An 18,998-nucleotide genomic window follows, 5' to 3' on the forward strand; every position below is an offset into this window, starting at 1 on the left:
GTGGTGGTGGCGGTGGCAATTTCAGATTCGGCGGGCCTTGCCCAGTCCCTGGGCGATCAGCAGGAAGCTCAGGACCAACGCCGAGACGATCACCAACGGTCCGATCGCGTAGGCCGGATTGGCATCGAGGTTCGGAATGGCGCCCGCGATGATCGAACCGAGAGACGGATCCGGCGGGCGCACGCCGATTCCGAGAAAACTCATCGCACTTTCGGCGAACACCGCAACCGACATGGAGAGCGCAATCTGCACACCCAGCGGTTCTACGGCGTTGGGCAGCACATGCTTACGCAGTACCCACCACCGCCCCGCACCGATTACCTCGGCCGACTCCACGAACGGGAGTTCGCGCACCTTCAACACCGTCGTTCGCACCAGGCGCCCGAACAAGGGTATTTCAGCAGCCACGATCACCGCGATCACCGGCGCTACTCCCGGCCCCGTGATCGCGACCAACGTGATCGCCAGAATCAACAGCGGGAAGGCAAGAATCACATCGAAGATCCGCTGTGCGATGACATCTGCCACCGAATTGATACTCGACACCAGGCCTGCGAGCGAACCGATGATCGCGCCCACTGGCACCGCGACGAGCACGATTACGAGGTTGATCCGGATTCCGTAAAGAGAACGGGCGAAGACGTCACGGTTGACCTGATCTGTTCCGAACCAGTGCTGTGCACTGGCCCCCAGCAGATTTGCACCCTCGATCTGCTCGTTGGGCCCGTAGTGGGTCAACAGTGGAGCAGCAATTCCCGCTACTGCGATGACCACCAGGATCAACACACCCGCCAGCCCCTGACCGTGCGTCAGAGCAGCGCCCACAGGACGAGATCGCCGAACCCTTTCGTCAACAGACTGATCGGCCACCGTCATTGCTGCCCTCCGATTCGGATGCGTGGGTCGAGGTAGGCATGCACGATGTCGGTCAGAAGTTGGATCAGAACGAAGATCGTGACCGACAGCAGGAGCAGCACCTGCACCACCGGGTAATCCCGCCGACCGATTCCCTGCTCGATCAATTGGCCGATGCCAGGCCAGGCAAAGATCGCCTCAACCAGTACGGCTCCGCCGAGAAGGTGCCCGGTCTGAATTCCGAGCACGGTGAGCATGGTTGGCAGTGCATTGCGTAATGCACTGCGTGTAACCAAGTTCCACCGTGGCACACCGGCTGCGCGAGCGGTGCTCACGTACTGCTGCGCCATCTCGGTGCGCAGCGCTTCGGACAGGAACCTGGTGAGAGCGGCCGCGACAGGAAGTGCGAGGCACAGTGACGGCAGCAGCAGGTACTGGAACGTGATGTCGGGACGAGCGAGATACCCACCTGGTGGAACACCACCGGATGGCAGAACCGGAATCAGCACCGCGAAGACGAGAACCAGGAGGACACCGGTCACGAAGTTGGGCAGAGCAACCGAGAGAGTGTTCAGAAGGTTCACCACCGAGGTCAGCCATTTCTTCGGCCACACCACCACCGCAACACTGAGCACCAGACTCAACACGACGGCCAGCAGCAACGCACTTCCCGCCAGAACTGCGGTGTTCCCCAACCCCGCCAGCACCAGATCGGAAATCTGGCCGCCGAGAACGAACGAACGCCCGAGATCCAATGTCAGTACGTCGCCGATCCAGGTCAGGTACTGCGCGGGAATCGACTTGTCGAGACCGAGCGAATGACGAATGGCTGCAATCGCTTCCGGAGTTGCATCGGGGCCGGCGAGAGCCAACGCGGGGTCGCCAGGCACCAGACGCATCACCGAGAAGATCAATATCGACGCGAGGAAGAGAACCACCACCGCCGACGGTAGTCGCCCCGCAATGTAACGAATCATCGAATCCCCTACGCCAGGAATGTGTTGGCGAATTGTGGCTGGCGACCCTTTGTCCAGGCCAGACCACGAACGGTCTCGGCCGCCGATACCTGCGGCACGACAACACCGATCTCGATCAAGAACAACTCGTTCAACAGTTGCGTGCCCAATTCGGCATACAGTTTCTTTGCCTCATCGCTCGAACCGTCGGGAACCTGCCACGCACCCTCCGCTGCGGCGGAATACGCCGGCGAACTGAACTTCGAGGCATTGTGAGCAGCGTTGAACGGGTAGGCGCTGACCGTCAGGGTTGACGGAACATATTGCGCAAAAGTGTGATTGGTCAGCCAAAGTCCTTTGAACTCAGCGCCGATCAACTGCTTGACGAAGATGGATGCCTCGACAGGATCCAATTCGACGCGGATCCCTGCCTCGGCGAGATTGGCCTGCACGATCTGCGCGGCGGCTTCGAAATCCGGGCTCGCTCCTGTGTAGGTCAACGGAATGGTCGGCAGTGCGCCCAGTTCGCCGACCAGGGCGCGCGCCTTGTCGACATCGCGGGTGTAGGTCGCGTTCTTGGCAGCGTCGTAGGCGGGCGACGACTTCGGCCACGGCAGATTGACCGCATACCCCGTATCGCGATACACCTCACTCATGATGCGGTCACGATCGATCGCGTAGGCCAACGCCTTTCGTGCCCGCACATCGGTCAGCCCGTCGGCGGTGACGTTTGCGCCCAGGTATATCTGTAATTCCGCACCCTCGATCGAGGTTGTCACGAACCCGCTGGTCTTGGCCAAGTTCTGTGAGTCACGGAAGGGCAACGACGCCGGAGCAACAAGAGAGACCTGTCCGGACTTCAGCGATGTCAGGCGCGCTTGGGCGTCCGGAACGATCCGCGCTTCCACGTGATCGAGGTACGGCCGCTCGGCGACCCAGTAGTTCGGGTTCCGATCGAAGGAGATGGAACTGTTCGGGGTGCGTGAGGTGAATACGAAAGGGCCCGTACCAACGAAGGATTCACCGGTCACCGCCTTGTCGAATGTTTCGGGGTCGAAGATCGGCGCTAGATCGAGAAGATCGAAGATGTTCCCGGTTCGGTGTGCGAGGGTGAGAACCAGCGTATTGGGATCCGAAGAGTCGAAGCCGGCGATGGCGGCCGCCGTACTCCTGAGCTGGGCCGAGAATTTCGGGTCCGCATAGGTGCGCAGCGAGAACTCCGCATCAGCGGAGGTGAAGCGCCGGCCGGAGTGGAAGGTGACGTCATCGCGCAGATTGAGCGTGAGCGTCAGCCCGTCGTCGGACAGCTTCCAGGCCTTGGCCAGAACTGGCTGTGGCACTACCGAATCGAGTGGATAGCGGGTCAGGGTCTCGTACACGAGCCCGGATATCGTGACACCGGCAACGGTGGTGCTGGTCAAAAGTGCCGCAGGGCTGACGTCGTCCGGTATCGCCAGTGTGAGCGTCCCACCTCGAACCGGCTCAACTGATTCACCTGCGTCCGAGCGTTGTTCGCCGACTGCAGAGGAGCACGCGGCCAGTGAGCCGCTACCGAAGATGGCGAATGCGGCGATCGCACTGCCACGGAAGAAGGCACGGCGGTCGAGACCGGCCGTCGAAAGAGACGAGTTCACGGAGGTGTTGTCCTTCGTAATAGGTGCGCAGCTGTGCACTCTCAGGGCACACGCTTGCGAGAATGGGAAAGAGTGTCGTTCCGACATGCTCACTCCCGGGAATTCAGAAAAGCGAGCTGCTACGACAGTCGTTGTGGCGCTGAAGAAGTCAGAGCCGACATCGAGGAGCGACGGACACGGTGTGAAACCTCCCGGTCGGAATTAAGGCTTTTGCCTTCAGGGGATACTCAACCATTTCCCCTGATATCGGGGAAATAGTTGAACTCACGGTGATCTGAATTTCTCTCAACTGCTGCCACTGACTGGGACGCCTCGGTGTTCGGTCGGTCCACGGGCAATATCCTGCGATCCACCACAGCACCCACACGTACGGAGAACAGCATGCAACCCGAGGGCCCTGCCGAACAGATTCGTTCAACGCTCGCTCGCATCGCACATCTTGCCGATACCGGCTCGGTCGAGGATTACGTGGAGCAGTTCACACGCGAGGCCGAATGGAACATGCCGGCCAATCCCGATCGCGGTATCCCCGCACAGGTACGACGTGGCCGTGAAGAAATTGCTGCTGGAGTAGTCGAGCGCAGGGCGGCCGGCATTCAAGGTCCTGGCACATTCACACGCCACGTCACCACGGCGATCGCCGTGGACGTGACCTCGGAAACTACAGCCCGCGCGGATGCGGTGTGGACGTTCTACGTCGACACGACCACCTCGCCCAAGCTCAGCGGCGTCGGGAGCTACGCCGATGAGTTCGAACTCGAAGACGGGCGGTGGCGACTGTCGCGACGAGTGATCTCGCGCGGCTGACGTTCAGTCTTCTTCGCCGGTGATCAACTCACACCAGTCTTCGACCTGATCGATCCCCTCTTCCGTCCATTCCGGGCTCATGTCTTCCAGTGCATCGAAGACCACCTCGCAGGTCAGCATCTCCGGTGAACCCTCCGACCCCGCCGTCTCGGCGCCTTCAGCAGAAGCTGTGGCAACTGGGCCGGCGGCCAGCGCAACAGCCATCGCGCCTGTTCCGACCATCGCTTTCACACGCATCGGTTCTCCTCCTTCACTCTCGCTTCGGTCCTCGGGGTACCCGACTCGCCCCGCCCTACCCATCGCCGTCACTCATGTCCGACTTTCGGCGCCGACGGCATAGACTGAGCTCGTCGCCACCACGCTCTCGCAGCGTCGGGGGCGACAGATACACAGCTGGATCAGAATCGGAAGGCATCCCATTACAGAATCTCCCGCTCCGCACGACATCTACTTCGTACCCCCGGAGCAGGACAGCCCCAATCCCGTGGAACCGGCGTCGGCCGCGTCACGCGCACGGATGGGCGAGCTACCCGAGACCGTCCGATTCAAGAATCGTTTTGCCCTCGCGATCACGACCACCACGCCGCTCGAAGCGATGGTCGAAGATCTCCTCTTCATCCGCGACATCCTCGACGCCGCAGGAATCGAGTATCTACTCGTCCGCGGAAACGACGAGCGCCCCGTGATCGCGGTGAGCTGGACCGAGCGCAAAAACCTGCGGCAGGCACTTGTCGAGGGATGCGCCAACGCACCCTTCTATTCCAAAACCGTCGACGCGAAGAAGAGCCCCGCGCTCCTTGTCGCGGACGGTGCCCTGTCGAAAACCAACAAGTCACGGATCTTCCGCTTGTTCCGTCCGCGGGTTCACGTCGCAAGCGGCATGAACTACGGCGCGAACATCGGCGTTCAAATCGAATTGTGGTCGATTTCCGACGAAGAAATCGTCCTACCCGTCGAGAACTCACTGACACGACGAACCGTCCTCCCCGAAGAAGCTGTCCGAGGAACCGTCGAGCGATTCGGCCGGATCTGGCCGACTATCGAGAACATGTTCGCCGATCATGCCTCCGATATCAGCTTCGATATCGATCTGGTCTTTTCCTGGGTCGACGGCTCTTCCAAGGAGTTTCAGGCTCAGCGCGCCAAGCGCATGCAGAACTACATCGTCGGAGAGGGCGACGAATCAGAAGCGCGCTTCCGTCAGATCGACGAGCTCAAATACGCGCTTCGATCCATCCACATGTACGCGCCGTGGATCCGGCGGATCTTCGTCGCAACCGATTCCGATCGTCCGGACTGGCTTGCCGACGATCCGCGAGTCACGTTCATGCCCAGCGAAAAATTCTTCGCCGATCCAAGTGTGTTGCCTACCCATAATTCTCAAGCTGTCGAGTGCCAGCTGCACCATATTCCGGGTCTGGCAGAGCATTTCCTCTACTCCAATGACGACATGTTCTTCGGTCGCCCCGTTGGCCCGGACATGTTCTTCTCCCCCGGTGGGATCAGCATGTTCATCGAGGCCGACACCAGAATCGGATTGGGACACAACGACAACGACCGCAGCGGGTTCGAGAATGCGGCTCGCGTCAACCGCCGGCTACTCCAGGACCGCTTCGGTCTGATGACCACCAGGCATCTGGAGCACGCAGCGACGCCACTACGCAAAAGCGTGATGGCCGAGATGGAACGCGAGTTCGCCGAAGACTTCGCCGCAACTGCAGCAAGCACCTTCCGCGCGAGTTCCAATATCTCGGTGACCAATTCGCTGTATCACTACTACACACTGATGAGTGGACGGTCGGTGGTACAGAAGTCCGCCGCCGTCAAGTACGTCGATACGACGGTCAAAGCCGGGTTGCGCGACATGGACTCACTGCTCGCCAAGCGCTCCATGGACTTCTTCTGCCTCAACGACGGCAGCGCTCCGGAGATCGATCTGGAACTTCGCACACGCAAGATCACGGAGTTTCTGGAGAGCTATTACCCCATCCCGGCGCCCTGGGAAGCCTAGACGAAACAAGGGCCCAGCCGATTTCGGCTGGGCCCTTGCTACTTCGGTCGATCAGCGTGCTGTCGCGCGCTCCCGCTGCACCGGGATGGGCAGTCCGAGATTTTCACGCAACGTCGTTCCTTCGTAGTCACTGCGGAGAACACCTCGATCCTGCAGCAGCGGCACCACGTCGTCGACGAACTCGTCGAGGCCGGTTGGCACGAGGTGCGACCCGAGGATGAATCCGTCCGAACCGTCGTTGCTGACAAACGAATCTATTTTCTCGGCAACCTGCTGCGGTGTACCGACGATCGGTCCACGCTCGAACTGATCGATCACCACTTCGCGCAGATTCAACTTCTTGCTCTCGGCCACCGCGCGAAGTTTTGCGACGGTCGCGAAACGATCTTGGTGAATGAAGGCGCGGCCCTGGATGATCGGCGGAGCCTCGGGATCCGGAGCGATGTCGGGTAGTGGTCCTTCGGGGTCGTACTTCGACAGATCGAGATTCCAGATCTGTTCGAGCAGAACCAAAGCGGTCTGGCCGGTGACCTGCTGGTCGCGAATCTCTCGGTATTTCTCGATCGCATCTGCCTCCGAGGTGCCGAGAACAAAACTCGCCGACGGCAGGATCTTGATGTCACCCGGGTCACGTCCGGCCGCGACGGCACGTGCTTTGATATCGCGATAGAAATCGGCCGCCTCGGGCAACTGACCGTACGGTGAGAAGATCGCGTCGGCATTGCCGGCAGCAAAATCGCGCCCCTGCGGCGACACCCCTGCCTGCAGAATAACCGGGCGCCCTTGCGGGCTACGCGGCACTGTGAATCGGCCGTTCACGTCGAAATGCGATCCATGAAAAGCGAATTCACCGGCATCCGGTCTCGCGAGAAAGCGCCCTGATGCCTTGTTGGCCACGATGTCGTCGCTTCGCCACGAATCCCACAGTTCACGCACCAGCGCTACGGTCTCCTCCGCACGCTCGTATCGTTGCGCGCGGTCGAGGTATCCGCCGCGGCGAAAGTTCTGGCCGGTGAATGCGTCGAACGAGGTGACGACGTTCCAGGCGGCACGCCCTCCGGACAACTGATCGAGCGTCGCGAATTGGCGTGCCAGTTCGTAAGGCTCGTTGAACGTGGCGTTGATGGTGCCGGCCAATCCGAGGTGTTCGGTTACTGCCGCCAACGACGCAAGGACCGTGAAGGTGTCCGGCCTACCGATGATGTCTTGGTCGAAAATCTGTCCCGCACGCTCACGAAGGGCGAGTCCTTCGGCGAGGAAGAAGAAGTCGAACTTCCCACGCTCGGCGGTTCGAGCGGTGTGCTCGAAAGAATCGAACTCTATCTGGCTGCCCGCCTGCGGATCCCACCACGCAGTGTGATGGTTGACGCCGCCGAGGTAGGCACCCAGGATGACCTGCTTACGCTTCTGAGAACTCATGAGAATCTATTCCTCGTCTGTCAGGCGGCCGGAGTGCCGGCGGCGTAGCGGTTGGGAACGTCGATGGGTAGACCAAGGAGTCCGCGAAGATTCGTCTGCGGATATTCGGTGCGGAATACGCTGCGTCGCTGCAGTTCAGGCACCAGCTCACCTGCGATGGCGTCGAGGTCGTCCACGAGGACGCCCGGCCGCAACCGGAAGCCTTCGATTCCCAACTGCTGCCACCGGAGCAGGAGATCCGCCAACTCCGCAGCAGAGCCGGTGAAGGTCAGCGCGTCCGAACGGTATTCGGCGCCGGCCTGCGCGTCGAGGCGAGCGAGCCGTTCCTTTCCGGTTTCTTCCGGCGCATCGAAGAAGACGACGATGTCGGTGAAGACCCGAAGAGGTTCGCCGGTGCGCTGCACGTGTTCTTCGGCGGCTCGCACTTCACCCAGGATTGCCGTGACCTGCTCGTCGTCGAACGGCGTCACGAACACCAGATCGGCCGTCCGCGCCGCCAGCTCGTACGCGACCCGCTGATGTGCCAACGCGGTAACGACGGGATGCCCCTGCGGCGGGCGCGGAGTCACCGACGGTCCACGGACCGAGAGGTACTTTCCCTCGAAGTCGATGTAGTGCAACTTGTCTCGGTCGATGAACCGGCGCTGCTCCACATCGCGGATCTCGGCGCCGTCCTCCCAGCTGTCCCAGAGTCGCCGGATTACGTCAGCCGCCTCCGCAGCTTCGTCGAACAGGTCGCGCACGAAGTCCGGGAGGACGCCTGAAACGATCGACTGACGGTCGGCATCGGTGAGCGCTGGGATGTCGCGACGCCCGAACTGTGCTGCCTCGGATTCCGACGCCGAAACCTTCACCTGCCATCCGGCGCGACCGCGCGAGGTGTAATCCAACGTGGCAACGGCTTTGGACACGTGAAACGGCTCGGTGTGAATGGTGGTGATGGTCGGGATCAAGCCGATGTTGCTCGTGATCGGTGCCAGTCGGGCGGCCACGAGATGTGCGTCGAGCCGAGCGCGCACCCGATCAACCGCGTCGTCAACGGGCTCGAGTGGGTTGGCCGGCACCGAGAGACTGTCCTCGATGGTGACGAAATCGAGCAGACCACGCTCGGCGGTCGTCACCACGTCAGTCCAATACGACGCGCTGAACAGCTCACTCGGGCGCGAGTGTGGCTCTCGCCAGGCTGCAGGGTGCCAACCGGCACCGTCCAGCGCTACGGCGAGATGCAACGGAGCAAGATGAGAGGAGGGGGTGGAGGTCATCGGCGCATACTCCTGTTCGAGAACTACTCGGGAGCGCACAGTGCCGACCGCAGAAACCGTCAGCACCCGACTGACGGTTCTCGTGGCGACTGCCGCTTGCGACACGCACCACGCGTATCGCCAGGTGTGATTCCGGGGCACCCCATCGGCATGAAGGGTTGCCGTCCAGCTAGCCGGTCCTTGTTGCTGGAGCTCTGCACCTACCTCGACGGTAGTGAGTACGCGACGGCCAGGCAATCGCCCAGAACTGCGCCGGAGTGCCGGAAACCGCCTGCCACCTCAGATGATCGAGCGTGCCGCCTTTTCGCTCTCGAGGATTCGAATACCGGCAGCGCTGAGCCTCCGGGCTCCCTCGTCCGCGTCGACAGGCTCACCGACCGTCACGTGCGCGCCGAGTGGAACGACCGAATGAACAATTGTCTCGTCGTAGACGTGCACCAGGTTGCACCCCTGAGCCCCGTCACGACCACGCTGACCACCGACTTCCACGTTCAAGTCCTGGGTGTAACACGTCGACGACGCCACGGACACCGGAATGCCGGCGAACGTCGCCGTCGTCGAATAGTGCAGATGCCCAGCAAGAATCGCCCGGACGTCGCTGCCACGCAAGACGTCTGCCAACCGGGACTGATCGCGCAACTCCACCAGAACCGCGAGATCCTGAATGCACGGAACCGGCGGATGATGCAGCGCCAGAATTGTTCCGTCGGGCGCGGGCACCGCCAATTCTGAGCGTAGCCAATCCAATTGACGATCCGAGATCTCACCGTAGTGGTGACCGGGAACCGACGAATCCAGGGTGATCACCCGCAGTCCGTCAAGGTCGTAGACGTTGTCGACGGGATGATCGGTGGCGTCCTCGCCCAACAGCAGAGACCTGAACGTAGAGCGGTCGTCGTGGTTGCCCATCGCCCAGATGACCTGCGCATCGATCTCGGCCGCCACGGGTTCCACGATGGCTTTCAATTCCGCGTATGCGTCGGGGTGTCCCTGGTCGGTCAGGTCGCCGGTGAATATCAGTGCATCCGGGCGTGCGCCCGAGGCCACGATCCCGCTGAGCACTTCCCGCAATCTCGTCGACGCATCCACGGCGTCGTACAACTCCCCCTGAGCCACCAGATGCGTGTCACTGAGGTGCACCAGGAAATGCTTCGGACGCGGGTACTCGGCATTCCGAACGCTCATCGGTCTCTCGCTTCCGCTTGCCGACGCTTAGGCGCCGGTGCGGCACCTACTGATCGTCGAGACTAGTCAACCGACCAACAGTGACTGATCGGGGCACGCCCGACGAACACGAAGCGAACTCCCGCGGCGACCCTCGGGATCGAGTAGTTGAAGCTGCGAGTAGTGTGTGGACAGTGTTGTTCCTGACCAGTCGGCGTTACGTCGACCTTCGCCTGCAGGCGAGCGCAATGTGTACGCGCTCGCTCTGACCTGACGCGTACCAGGAAACATTTCTTCGAATCTGCCCGGCCTCTGGTGCCGCGCTGCGTTTCGCTCCCTTGATTTTCGAAAGGCATAGTCATGCCCAGCTCCACCTCCACCGGCGTGCCGGAAAAGTCCACGTCCCGTTTTCCGTCCTGGGCGACGGCATTCGGACCGCAGATCGTCGCCGGTCTCGTACTCGGCGTCATCATCGGTCTCGTCGCCCGGGCAATGCCTGATGCAGCCGACGGCAACGTCAACTGGTTGGTCGGCACCGTACAGACCATCGGTTCGAGTTACGTCAAGCTGCTCACCGTTGCGGTGATCCCGCTGGTGTTCACCGCCATTGTCAGCTCCATCGCCAACCTGCGCCAGGTCGCCAATGCAGCTCGCCTGGCCGTGCAGACCTTGCTCTGGTTCGCGATCACCGCTTTCATCGCTGTGATCATCGGCATCGTCGTCGGCCTGATCACCGATCCCGGTTCACGGACCGACGTCGCCGCCGAAGCAGCGAAGGAACCCAAGAGCTCCGGCTCGTGGTGGGCGTTCATCACCGGACTGGTTCCGAACAACTTCCTGGGGTTGGGTGCAAAGACTTCCGTCGCCGAAGGCGTGGCGACTACATCGCTGAGCTTCAACGTCCTGCACCTGCTCGTCATCGCCGGCGCAATCGGCATTGCTGCACTCAAGATCGGTCCCAAGGCTGCGCCGTTCCTCGAGTTCAACGCTTCGCTGCTCGCGATCGTCCAGAAGGTCCTGTGGTGGATCATCCGCCTCGCCCCGATCGGCACCGCCGCGCTGATCGCCAACGCTGTCGCCACCTACGGCTGGGATGCGATCGGCTCGCTGGGCGTCTTCACCGCCGCCATCTACATCGGTCTGGCCATTGTCTTCTTCGTGGTCTACCCCATCCTGATTGCCGCACACGGTCTCTCGGTTCGAAGCTTCTTCTCCGGTGTCTGGCCCGCAACTCAGCTCGGGTTCGTCTCGCGCTCGTCGATCGGCACCCTGCCGCTGACCGAGCGCGTCACCGAACGCAACCTCGGTGTTCCGCGTGAGTACGCCTCGTTCGCCGTTCCGCTCGGTGCCACCACGAAGATGGACGGTTGCGCCGCAATCTATCCCGCGATCGCGGCAATCTTCGTCGCCGGCTTCTACGACGTTCCGCTGACCTTCACCGATTACCTGCTGATCGTCGTCGTTTCGGTCATCGGCTCGGCAGCAACGGCCGGAACTACGGGTGCGACAGTCATGCTCACACTCACACTCTCCACCCTGGGTCTTCCCTTGGCCGGCGTCGGACTGCTCCTCGCAGTCGAACCGATCGTCGACATGGGCCGTACCGCAGTCAACGTCACCGGCCAGGCTCTGGTTCCGGTCATCGTCGCAAAGCGTGAGGGCATTCTCGACAAGGAACGCTTCGACGCTCCCCGCAACGGTGATCCCTTCGCCGAGGAACTTGTCGACGCGTAACCCTCGCTGACAGCAGCAGCGTCCCCGCACCCGAGCAATACGGTGCGGGGACGCTGCTTTTCGACCGGAACTGCACAAACTGTTGTCGAACCGTCAGACGCCCAATGCCCGGGACAGAGTCGGCCACGCCTTCGGCAATCGTTCACGCCAATACGCCCACGCGTGTGTGCCGTTCGGCTCGTAATCCACCTGCGCCGGAATCTTCAGCTCCTGCAACCGCGCGTCGAACATCTTGGTGCAGGCGTGCGCAGCAACCTCGATGCCGCCGCCGATCACCAGGCGCTCGAGCAGTTCAGGAGTCTGCAGCGTCTCGTCAGATCCGGGACGACCATTTGCCGTCGACACGTAGATTTCCTTGCCACGCAACTTCTCTGCGTTGATCAACGAATCGTGTGCCTCCCACTCCGGGCCCCCTGGCACACCCCAGATGTTGGCCGGATCTCCGCTTCGAGAAGAAATCGTGGCCTGGACGGCAGTTCGGCCGAGCGGATCCATCGTGGAATAACAGCCGCTGAACACGGCAACGCCGCGATACATGTCCGGAAAGCGTTGGGCGAGCATCATTGCACCCATTGCGCCCATGGAATTGCCGGCAATCGCGTTGATTCCGTTGGTCTTTAGTCGCGCGTCGATCAGCGGTGGCAACTCCTCGGTGATGAAGGTTTCCCACTTGTGCAGTCCCAGCCGCGGATCCGGATTCTCCCAGTCCGAGTACAGGCTCGCGATTCCGCCATTAAGCATCACGACGTTGACGTTCTTGTCGGCGAAGAACGCCGGGGCGCCGCCGATCGTCATCCATCCGCTGCTCTTCTCTCCGGCGTCGACGCCCTCGAGCATGTACAGCGCTGGGCGCGGAACCGAATTGTCCGCGGGTAGCAAGATCTCGACGCCGACCTCGCGTCGAAGTGCAGGCGACGCCACCGTCAGCCTGACTGCCTGCGGTGCGGTCACCTTCTCGCCGACGATGGCCGGGACGACGATGTCGTCGCGCAGCTCCGGCTTGGGGCCCGGATCCTCCTGAAGCGGTCCTGGGATCGTCGACCCCGAACTCACGCTGCCCTCGACGCTGCCCAGACTTCCCGAGCTTCCCGAGCTCCCGGAACTCGGCGCTGCCGTCGACAGTCCGCCCAACTGCAAAGAAAGTGCACAAACGGCCAAACACACCGCACCTGTGCGCGCAGATCGGATCCACGCTCGCCGCTCAGTCCTCATGAAACTCCCAAACCAGTCAAAGATGTTTCCGTGAACATACCGTGCAGTTCGGACTTTCTTGGACAAACGACCACGACAAGATCTGTCGGTCACCGCTACTAGGCTGGCCCCGTGCAACCGGATTCAGTCAGGGCCCTCGACCTCGACCGAATTCGCGCTGTCGTGGGCACAACCACCTACGAACGCGGACTTACCTACCTGCGGCAGAATGCAGTCGAATCCATCGCATGGAACGACACCGCTGACACCTTGACCGGCGCTGTATCGGGAACTGCGCGAGAGCCGTACACCTGCACGATTTCGGTAAGTCGCAGCGCGGCCGGTACAGCAACGTTCACGCGTGGCCTCTGCACGTGTCCCGTGCGGATGAACTGCAAGCACGTAGTCGCGTTGGTGCTCGCAGCGGTGGCCGAGGCGAACAAGACTCCACAACACCTCGGATGGGACAGCGCGCTCGAGGAGTTGCTCCGACCAGACCCGGCCGGCCGCACTACACGTGGACTTGGCATTCAATTCACCACCCGAACCAAGGGCGCATCGACAAGGCTCATCATCAAACCCGTGCAACCAGGAGCGAGAGGGTGGATCTCCGGCGGGCTCGCCTGGAACAAACTCGGAAGCACTTTTCAGTTCCCCGCAGATCACCTCCGGGTTCTACGCGACATACATCTCCTCCACAGCGCCGGCAACTACTACCGAAATCAAAATGCCGCGGAAATCGATCTTGCCGGGTTCGCGAGCCCGCAACTCTGGTCGCTTCTTCGTGAGGCCATCAGCGTCGGCGTTTCACTCGTTCACTCGAAGGCCGGCCTCGGCAACATCTCCCTACTCGACGATGCCAGCATCTGCCTCGACGTCCACGGAGCGGAAGACAACAACCTCCGCCTGACGCCCCGAATTCAGGCCGGTGGGCACATCGTGACTCATTCCGACTGGGGACTGGTCGGCACGCCGGCACATGGCGTCTTCGCGCTCGACGACGCCAACGCGATCACTCTGACACCACTGCACACGCCGATAACTCACCAATTGAGGCAGTTGATCGACTCCGGAAAATCGGTCGACATCCCCGCCGAGCATCGGGATGCATTCACTTCGCGGTTCGTGTTCAAACTCGGAAACCTCGCTCCCGTCATATCTTCCGACGGCGCCTACAACCCACCGACTGTGTCCGGTCCACGGCTACAACTGGTCGCCACGTACGCGGACAACCACCGCATCGACATCGAATCGGCATGGAAGTACACAGTCGATGCCGACGAACTGATCATTTCTACCGCAGACACAACCACCGACGAGTCCGAGATCCGCAACCACGTTGCCGAAGATGCCATTGCCAAGAGCCTCGGTGCGGCCGCGGCGAAGGCCACTCTCGCGGGAACGTTGGCCGGCCTCGATTCCATGCAGTTCACACTCGACCTCCTCCCCCAACTCGACGCGAACGACGACGTCGACCTCACCGTCGTGGGCACTCCCGCCGACTATCGGCCCGCAGACGACGCTGTCGTGATCGGCCTCAGCACGTCAGCCCCCGACGGGAACAGCGGATCCGACTGGTTCGACCTCGACGTCACCGTCGACGTTGCGGGACAAAGCGTTCCGTTCACCACGCTGTTCTCCGCCCTGAGCAAGGGTGAGACTCACATACTGCTGCCGGACGGCGCCTTCTTCCGACTCGACGCACCTGACCTTCTCGGTCTACACCGACTCATCACCGAAGCGCGGTCGCTGCTCGATCGACCAACCGGCAAACTCGCGATCAGCAAGTTTCAAGCCGGGCTGTGGGAAGAATTGACGACACTGGGAAGAGTCGAACATCAGGCAGCAGCTTGGAAGAAGCAGATCGCAGGATTGCTCGGCGGTTCCGGGATCGATCCCGTCGACGTCCCCGCCACGTTGACGGCAACACTGCGCCCCTATCAGGTCGACGGATTCCGCTGGCTCAACTTCCTCCGGCAGCACAGCCTGGGCGGCATACTCGCCGACGACATGGGCCTGGGCAAGACCCTGCAAACTCTCGCAATGATCTGCACTGCACGGCAATCGAATCCAGCGGCGCCGCCCTTTCTGATCGTTGCTCCCACCAGCGTGGTCTCCAATTGGAAATCCGAGGTGGCCAAGTTTGCACCAACCCTCCACACCGCTGTCATCACGGATACTCTGCGGCGCAGAAGAACCGACCTGGCAACACTCGTCGACGGGGCGGACATCGTCGTGACGTCGTACGCTCTCTTTCGCCTCGACACCGATGCGTATTCGGCGGGCGTCTGGTCCGGACTGGTACTCGACGAAGCCCAATTCGCCAAGAACCACAAGTCCAAGGTCCACAAGTGTGCGACGGCAGTGAACGCACCCTTCAAACTCGCGATCACCGGCACTCCCATGGAAAACAATCTCATGGAGTTGTGGTCGCTCCTCGCGATCACTGCACCAGGACTGTTCCCCAGTCCCACTACCTTCACCGACGTCTACCGCAACCCCATCGAAAAGGAAGGCGACACAGAGCGATTGGCGCAACTTCGGCGGCGCGTCAAACCGCTGATGGTTCGGCGCACCAAGGAACAGGTGGCTGCAGACTTGCCGCCGAAGCAGGAGCAGATACTCCAGATCGAGTTGCATCCGAGCCATCGCGCGATCTACGACACCCACCTGCAACGCGAACGGCAGAAGATTCTCGGACTGCTCGACGACGTCGACAAGAACCGATTCACGATCCTGCAATCGCTGACGGTGCTACGCCAACTCAGTCTCGACGTCTCGCTGGTCGACGAGGAAAGCGGACCTGTCCCCTCAGCCAAGGTCGACGCTCTCGTCGAGCAATTGGACGACGTCATTGCCGGCGGACACCGTGCGTTGATCTTCAGCCAATTCACCGGGTTCCTCGGTTCTGTCCGCAAACGACTCGAAGCGGAAAAAATTCCGTACAGCTATCTCGACGGTTCGACGCGCAATCGCGGTGAAGTGTTGGAGGAGTTCAAGTCTGGCGTAGCCCCCGTATTCCTGATCAGCCTCAAGGCTGGTGGCTTCGGCCTCAATCTCACCGAGGCCGACTACTGCTTCATTCTCGACCCTTGGTGGAACCCGGCCGCCGAGGCACAAGCGGTCGATCGTACTCACCGCATCGGGCAGACACGAAACGTCATGGTCTACCGTCTCATTGCCAAAGACACGATCGAAGAGAAGGTCATGGCGCTCAAAGCCAAGAAGTCGGCATTGTTCTCGAATGTCATGGACGCCGAAGGGACACTCGGCACCGGACTCGACGCCGAGGATCTTCGCGCGCTGTTCGAGTGAGGTAGCTATTCGGTCGAACCGCACCTACCCGCTCACGGTAATGTGAGTCGAGAACGGACAACACAGAACTCCCGAACGAAGAAATCCACTTCGTTCGAACGAGAGGAACCTGAATGGGCGTCACACTTGCCAAGGGCGGCAACGTATCTCTGTCGAAGGCCGCACCCAACCTCACCAAGGTCGCAGTCGGTCTCGGCTGGGATGCACGCAGTACCAGTGGTGCCGACTTCGACCTCGACGCCAGTGCGTTGGTCACAGGCCCGGAACGCAAGGTCCTTTCCGACCTGCACTTCGTCTTCTACAACAACCTTCGCTCGCCCGACGGATCCATCGAGCACACCGGCGACAACCTCACCGGTGAAGGTGACGGCGACGACGAAGTCATCAACGTCGACCTCCCGGCTGTACCGCCCAACGTCACCAACATCTTCTTCCCCGTCTCGATCCACGACGCCGATGCCCGACTCCAGTCCTTCGGGCAGGTCACCAACGCCTACATCCGCGTCGTAGATCTGTCGAATGGATCCGAGCTCGCACGCTACGACCTCTCGGAAGATGCTTCCACCGAGACCGCCATGCTTTTTGGTGAGCTCTACCGCCACAACGGCGAGTGGAAGTTCCGCGCAGTCGGACAGGGCTACGCATCCGGACTCGCCGGCATCGCCCGCGACTACGGCGTCAATATCTGATCTCTACCAGGACACGAAACGGGGTTCGATTCGGCATTGCCGGATCGAACCCCATTTCGGTTGTCTGCATCGAACGCGCGAGTTAACGCTGCAGGATCGCCCTAGCGAGGCGAGCTGCCCAGGGAGAGTCCTCTTTGGTGCCGAACTTCCCCAGCTCGTACCCCGTAGCGCCGATCAAACCGAGCACCTCTACGGTGCTCCCGGACGTGTCACGTTTGGAAGTCTGAGCGCCGGACATGAGGATGCTTGACGACCGAATCGACTCCAGTGCTCCCGCGACGAAGCGATGACGATCTGCCGGCGACAAACCAGCGGCTACGGCGAGGAGGACAAGAAGTTCCACTGCTCTCTGCGAGCCGCCCGGCGCAACCGGAACGCTGTCGACGATCACCGACCACATGATTGATGCGTCCCGCTGCGCTGACTGTCCCCGCTTCGTCAGCACAATCTGCCCTTTGTGCTTTCGCACCAGGCCAAACCTCTTGAGTACTGCGAAGAGTGATCGCCCCTTGGGAAGGTTGACAGGTCCTAGTTCGGGTTCGTCGAGCATCGCGTCGACCGTCGTGAAGAAGTCATCAGCGTCGACCCCTTCGACACCGATCAGCGTCAAGACCGCTTGAAGGCGTTGGCCCGCCTCGACGTGGACCAACTCTCCGATTGCCGACTCATCGTCAATGCCGGCTCGGGCGAGGACCGCGCGCAGTTCCGGGACTCGCGAGGGTTCCAGGCATTCGACGAGCATTGCGGTGTCGTACGGCGCAACGATCTCGTCCGGTCGAGGTATATGAAGCCGATTGTTGACCTCAGCGATCTCGAATCGTGTCGGCTCGAATTCGGTTTGCGGCCATTCGAGGGTCCATTCGTGGGAGCGCAACTTCTCCGAAGCGAGGACACCGAGGAGCTGCTCGTACTCGTCAGGCCCGACGCATTCCTCCGGCGGACACGCACCGCGACCCGCGGCACACACAATTTGGAATCCGTCGGGCAGTACTTCCGAAGATTCAAGTGTCAGCGTGTGACTCCAGTTTCCGAAGCGTCCGTAGCGATATCTAAGTTCATCGCCCGGCGAGACCATGACCTCGTCCAGACGTACCGCAGACTCTACGATCGCCACTCGTCCGGCGAGGCGCTGCTCGGCGTTGCTTCCGGAAGCAACATACTCTTCGACCTCGCCGGGAAATCGGGTTCCTGACTTGGACCACGCGTGCGAATGACGGTCACTCCACCCCATTGCCCCTTGAACCACCGAATGCAGGTCACCCAGATTCAAATCCGACGCGACGAGAATTCGTCGCCAGATCTGAGTGGATACATTGTCGACGCTGATACGTATCGCGTATTGCGCCGGAACCGCGCGCCTCTTCGAACGTAACGATCGCGCAATCTGAATGCCCCCACGCACTCCGCCAGCTTCTTGTACAAACCTTTGCAGTTCTTCAGGTTCCGTCGGAACGAGTCGCAAATGCGACACCCGCGAGCTGCTCAACCCCACCATGACACTCAGCCTAGGCCAAAGTACTAGGGACAAAGGCACAAAATCGGAGAGTACTTCGCACCTATGAGAGGGTTCACAATCTGTACCTTGGCTAACCAGTCGCTACGTGCGTCGGCGCTGGCATCTTCCTCACCCAATTCCTGCCCTGATCGTGCCCTGATCGTGCCCTGATCGTGCGAACGGTACGTTCGGTCGATCTGAGGCGACGAAAGTGTCGTTCGCTCGATCCCGGACGCGGTGGTCAGTCGGCGGCGTGCCCGCCCCTTGATCGTGCGAACGGGGCGTTCGGTCGATCTGAGGCGACGAAAGTACCGTTCGCTCGGAGTGAGGGTGCCGGCGACGGGATGTTTCAGGGTGTTTTGGGTACGAGAAAGCCCCCCAACCATCACTGGTTGGGGGGCTTCTCAAGTTGTGTTCGGCGGTGTCCTACTCTCCCACACCCTGTCGAGTGCAGTACCATCGGCGC

General features: G+C 61.3%; 14 protein-coding genes and 1 riboswitch. Of the genes, 5 read left to right on the forward strand and 9 right to left on the reverse strand.

Features of this window, described 5'->3' with window-relative positions; translation table 11 throughout:
• Positions 1-21 precede the first annotated feature (21 nt).
• From ACKAMS_RS31485 to ACKAMS_RS31495, 3 genes are read right to left on the reverse strand one after another with little or no spacing between them, the layout of a single operon-like run.
• Complete coding sequence (locus ACKAMS_RS31485) at positions 22-825, reverse strand: ABC transporter permease (RefSeq protein ID WP_269586576.1); 804 nt, start codon at positions 823-825, stop codon at positions 22-24.
• 47 nt (positions 826-872) lie between these two features.
• Entirely contained in the window at positions 873-1,832 is a 960-nt protein-coding gene (locus ACKAMS_RS31490; protein ID WP_408990004.1) for an ABC transporter permease, read from the reverse strand.
• Between the two features lie 8 nt (positions 1,833-1,840).
• A complete protein-coding gene (locus tag ACKAMS_RS31495) occupies positions 1,841-3,445 on the reverse strand; it encodes an ABC transporter substrate-binding protein (protein ID WP_408990005.1) in 1,605 nt (534 codons plus the stop codon).
• Positions 3,446-3,826: 381 nt separating this feature from the next.
• On the opposite strand from ACKAMS_RS31495, the gene ACKAMS_RS31500 reads away from it, so the two are divergent.
• Complete coding sequence (locus ACKAMS_RS31500; RefSeq protein ID WP_029538424.1) at positions 3,827-4,252, forward strand: nuclear transport factor 2 family protein; 426 nt, start codon at positions 3,827-3,829, stop codon at positions 4,250-4,252.
• 3 nt (positions 4,253-4,255) lie between these two features.
• Here ACKAMS_RS31500 and ACKAMS_RS31505 read toward each other — a convergent pair whose 3' ends face one another.
• Positions 4,256-4,489: a hypothetical protein gene (locus ACKAMS_RS31505; RefSeq protein WP_080910610.1), complete on the reverse strand. Its 234-nt coding sequence runs from the start codon at positions 4,487-4,489 to the stop codon at positions 4,256-4,258.
• 280 nt (positions 4,490-4,769) lie between these two features.
• Here ACKAMS_RS31505 and ACKAMS_RS31510 point away from each other — a divergent pair, with 280 nt between their 5' ends.
• On the forward strand, positions 4,770-6,263 hold the full coding sequence (locus ACKAMS_RS31510) for a stealth family protein (RefSeq protein WP_020970156.1): 1,494 nt from the start codon (positions 4,770-4,772) through the stop codon (positions 6,261-6,263).
• A 51-nt stretch (positions 6,264-6,314) separates the two neighbouring features.
• On the opposite strand, the gene ACKAMS_RS31515 is transcribed toward ACKAMS_RS31510, so the two are convergent.
• From ACKAMS_RS31515 to ACKAMS_RS31525, 3 genes are all read right to left on the reverse strand, one after another.
• On the reverse strand, positions 6,315-7,682 hold the full coding sequence (locus ACKAMS_RS31515; RefSeq protein WP_408990006.1) for an NtaA/DmoA family FMN-dependent monooxygenase: 1,368 nt from the start codon (positions 7,680-7,682) through the stop codon (positions 6,315-6,317).
• 20 nt (positions 7,683-7,702) lie between these two features.
• A complete protein-coding gene (locus tag ACKAMS_RS31520) occupies positions 7,703-9,049 on the reverse strand; it encodes an LLM class flavin-dependent oxidoreductase (RefSeq protein ID WP_151531919.1) in 1,347 nt (448 codons plus the stop codon).
• A riboswitch (SAM riboswitch) is annotated at positions 9,032-9,145 on the reverse strand. (Overlaps the previous gene by 18 nt.)
• Positions 9,146-9,223: 78 nt before the next feature.
• Positions 9,224-10,129 carry a phosphodiesterase gene (locus ACKAMS_RS31525; RefSeq protein WP_019749281.1) on the reverse strand — a complete coding sequence of 302 codons (906 nt, stop codon included), beginning with the start codon at positions 10,127-10,129 and terminating at the stop codon, positions 9,224-9,226.
• A gap of 339 nt (positions 10,130-10,468) precedes the next feature.
• On the opposite strand from ACKAMS_RS31525, the gene ACKAMS_RS31530 reads away from it, so the two are divergent.
• Positions 10,469-11,842, forward strand: coding sequence for a dicarboxylate/amino acid:cation symporter (locus ACKAMS_RS31530; protein WP_408990007.1), 1,374 nt, complete (start codon positions 10,469-10,471; stop codon positions 11,840-11,842).
• Between the two features lie 93 nt (positions 11,843-11,935).
• On the opposite strand, the gene ACKAMS_RS31535 is transcribed toward ACKAMS_RS31530, so the two are convergent.
• Positions 11,936-13,054, reverse strand: coding sequence for an alpha/beta hydrolase family protein (locus ACKAMS_RS31535; protein WP_019749282.1), 1,119 nt, complete (start codon positions 13,052-13,054; stop codon positions 11,936-11,938).
• Positions 13,055-13,165: 111 nt separating this feature from the next.
• Between ACKAMS_RS31535 and ACKAMS_RS31540 the strand changes: the two genes are divergently transcribed.
• Together ACKAMS_RS31540 and ACKAMS_RS31545 are read left to right on the forward strand one after the other, a co-directional pair.
• Positions 13,166-16,348: an SNF2-related protein gene (locus ACKAMS_RS31540; protein ID WP_408990008.1), complete on the forward strand. Its 3,183-nt coding sequence runs from the start codon at positions 13,166-13,168 to the stop codon at positions 16,346-16,348.
• Positions 16,349-16,461: 113 nt separating this feature from the next.
• Complete coding sequence (locus tag ACKAMS_RS31545) at positions 16,462-17,037, forward strand: TerD family protein (protein WP_003940660.1); 576 nt, start codon at positions 16,462-16,464, stop codon at positions 17,035-17,037.
• 82 nt (positions 17,038-17,119) lie between these two features.
• Here ACKAMS_RS31545 and ACKAMS_RS31550 read toward each other — a convergent pair whose 3' ends face one another.
• The gene (locus tag ACKAMS_RS31550; protein ID WP_408990009.1) at positions 17,120-18,439 is read right to left on the reverse strand and encodes a plasmid pRiA4b ORF-3 family protein; all 1,320 of its coding nucleotides are present in this window, start codon (positions 18,437-18,439) and stop codon (positions 17,120-17,122) included.
• Positions 18,440-18,998: the final 559 nt, after the last annotated feature.

Origin of the sequence: Rhodococcus sp. 5A-K4 (assembly GCF_046097995.1) — a bacterium.
GTDB classification, from domain to species: Bacteria; Actinomycetota; Actinomycetes; order Mycobacteriales; family Mycobacteriaceae; genus Rhodococcus_F; species Rhodococcus_F erythropolis.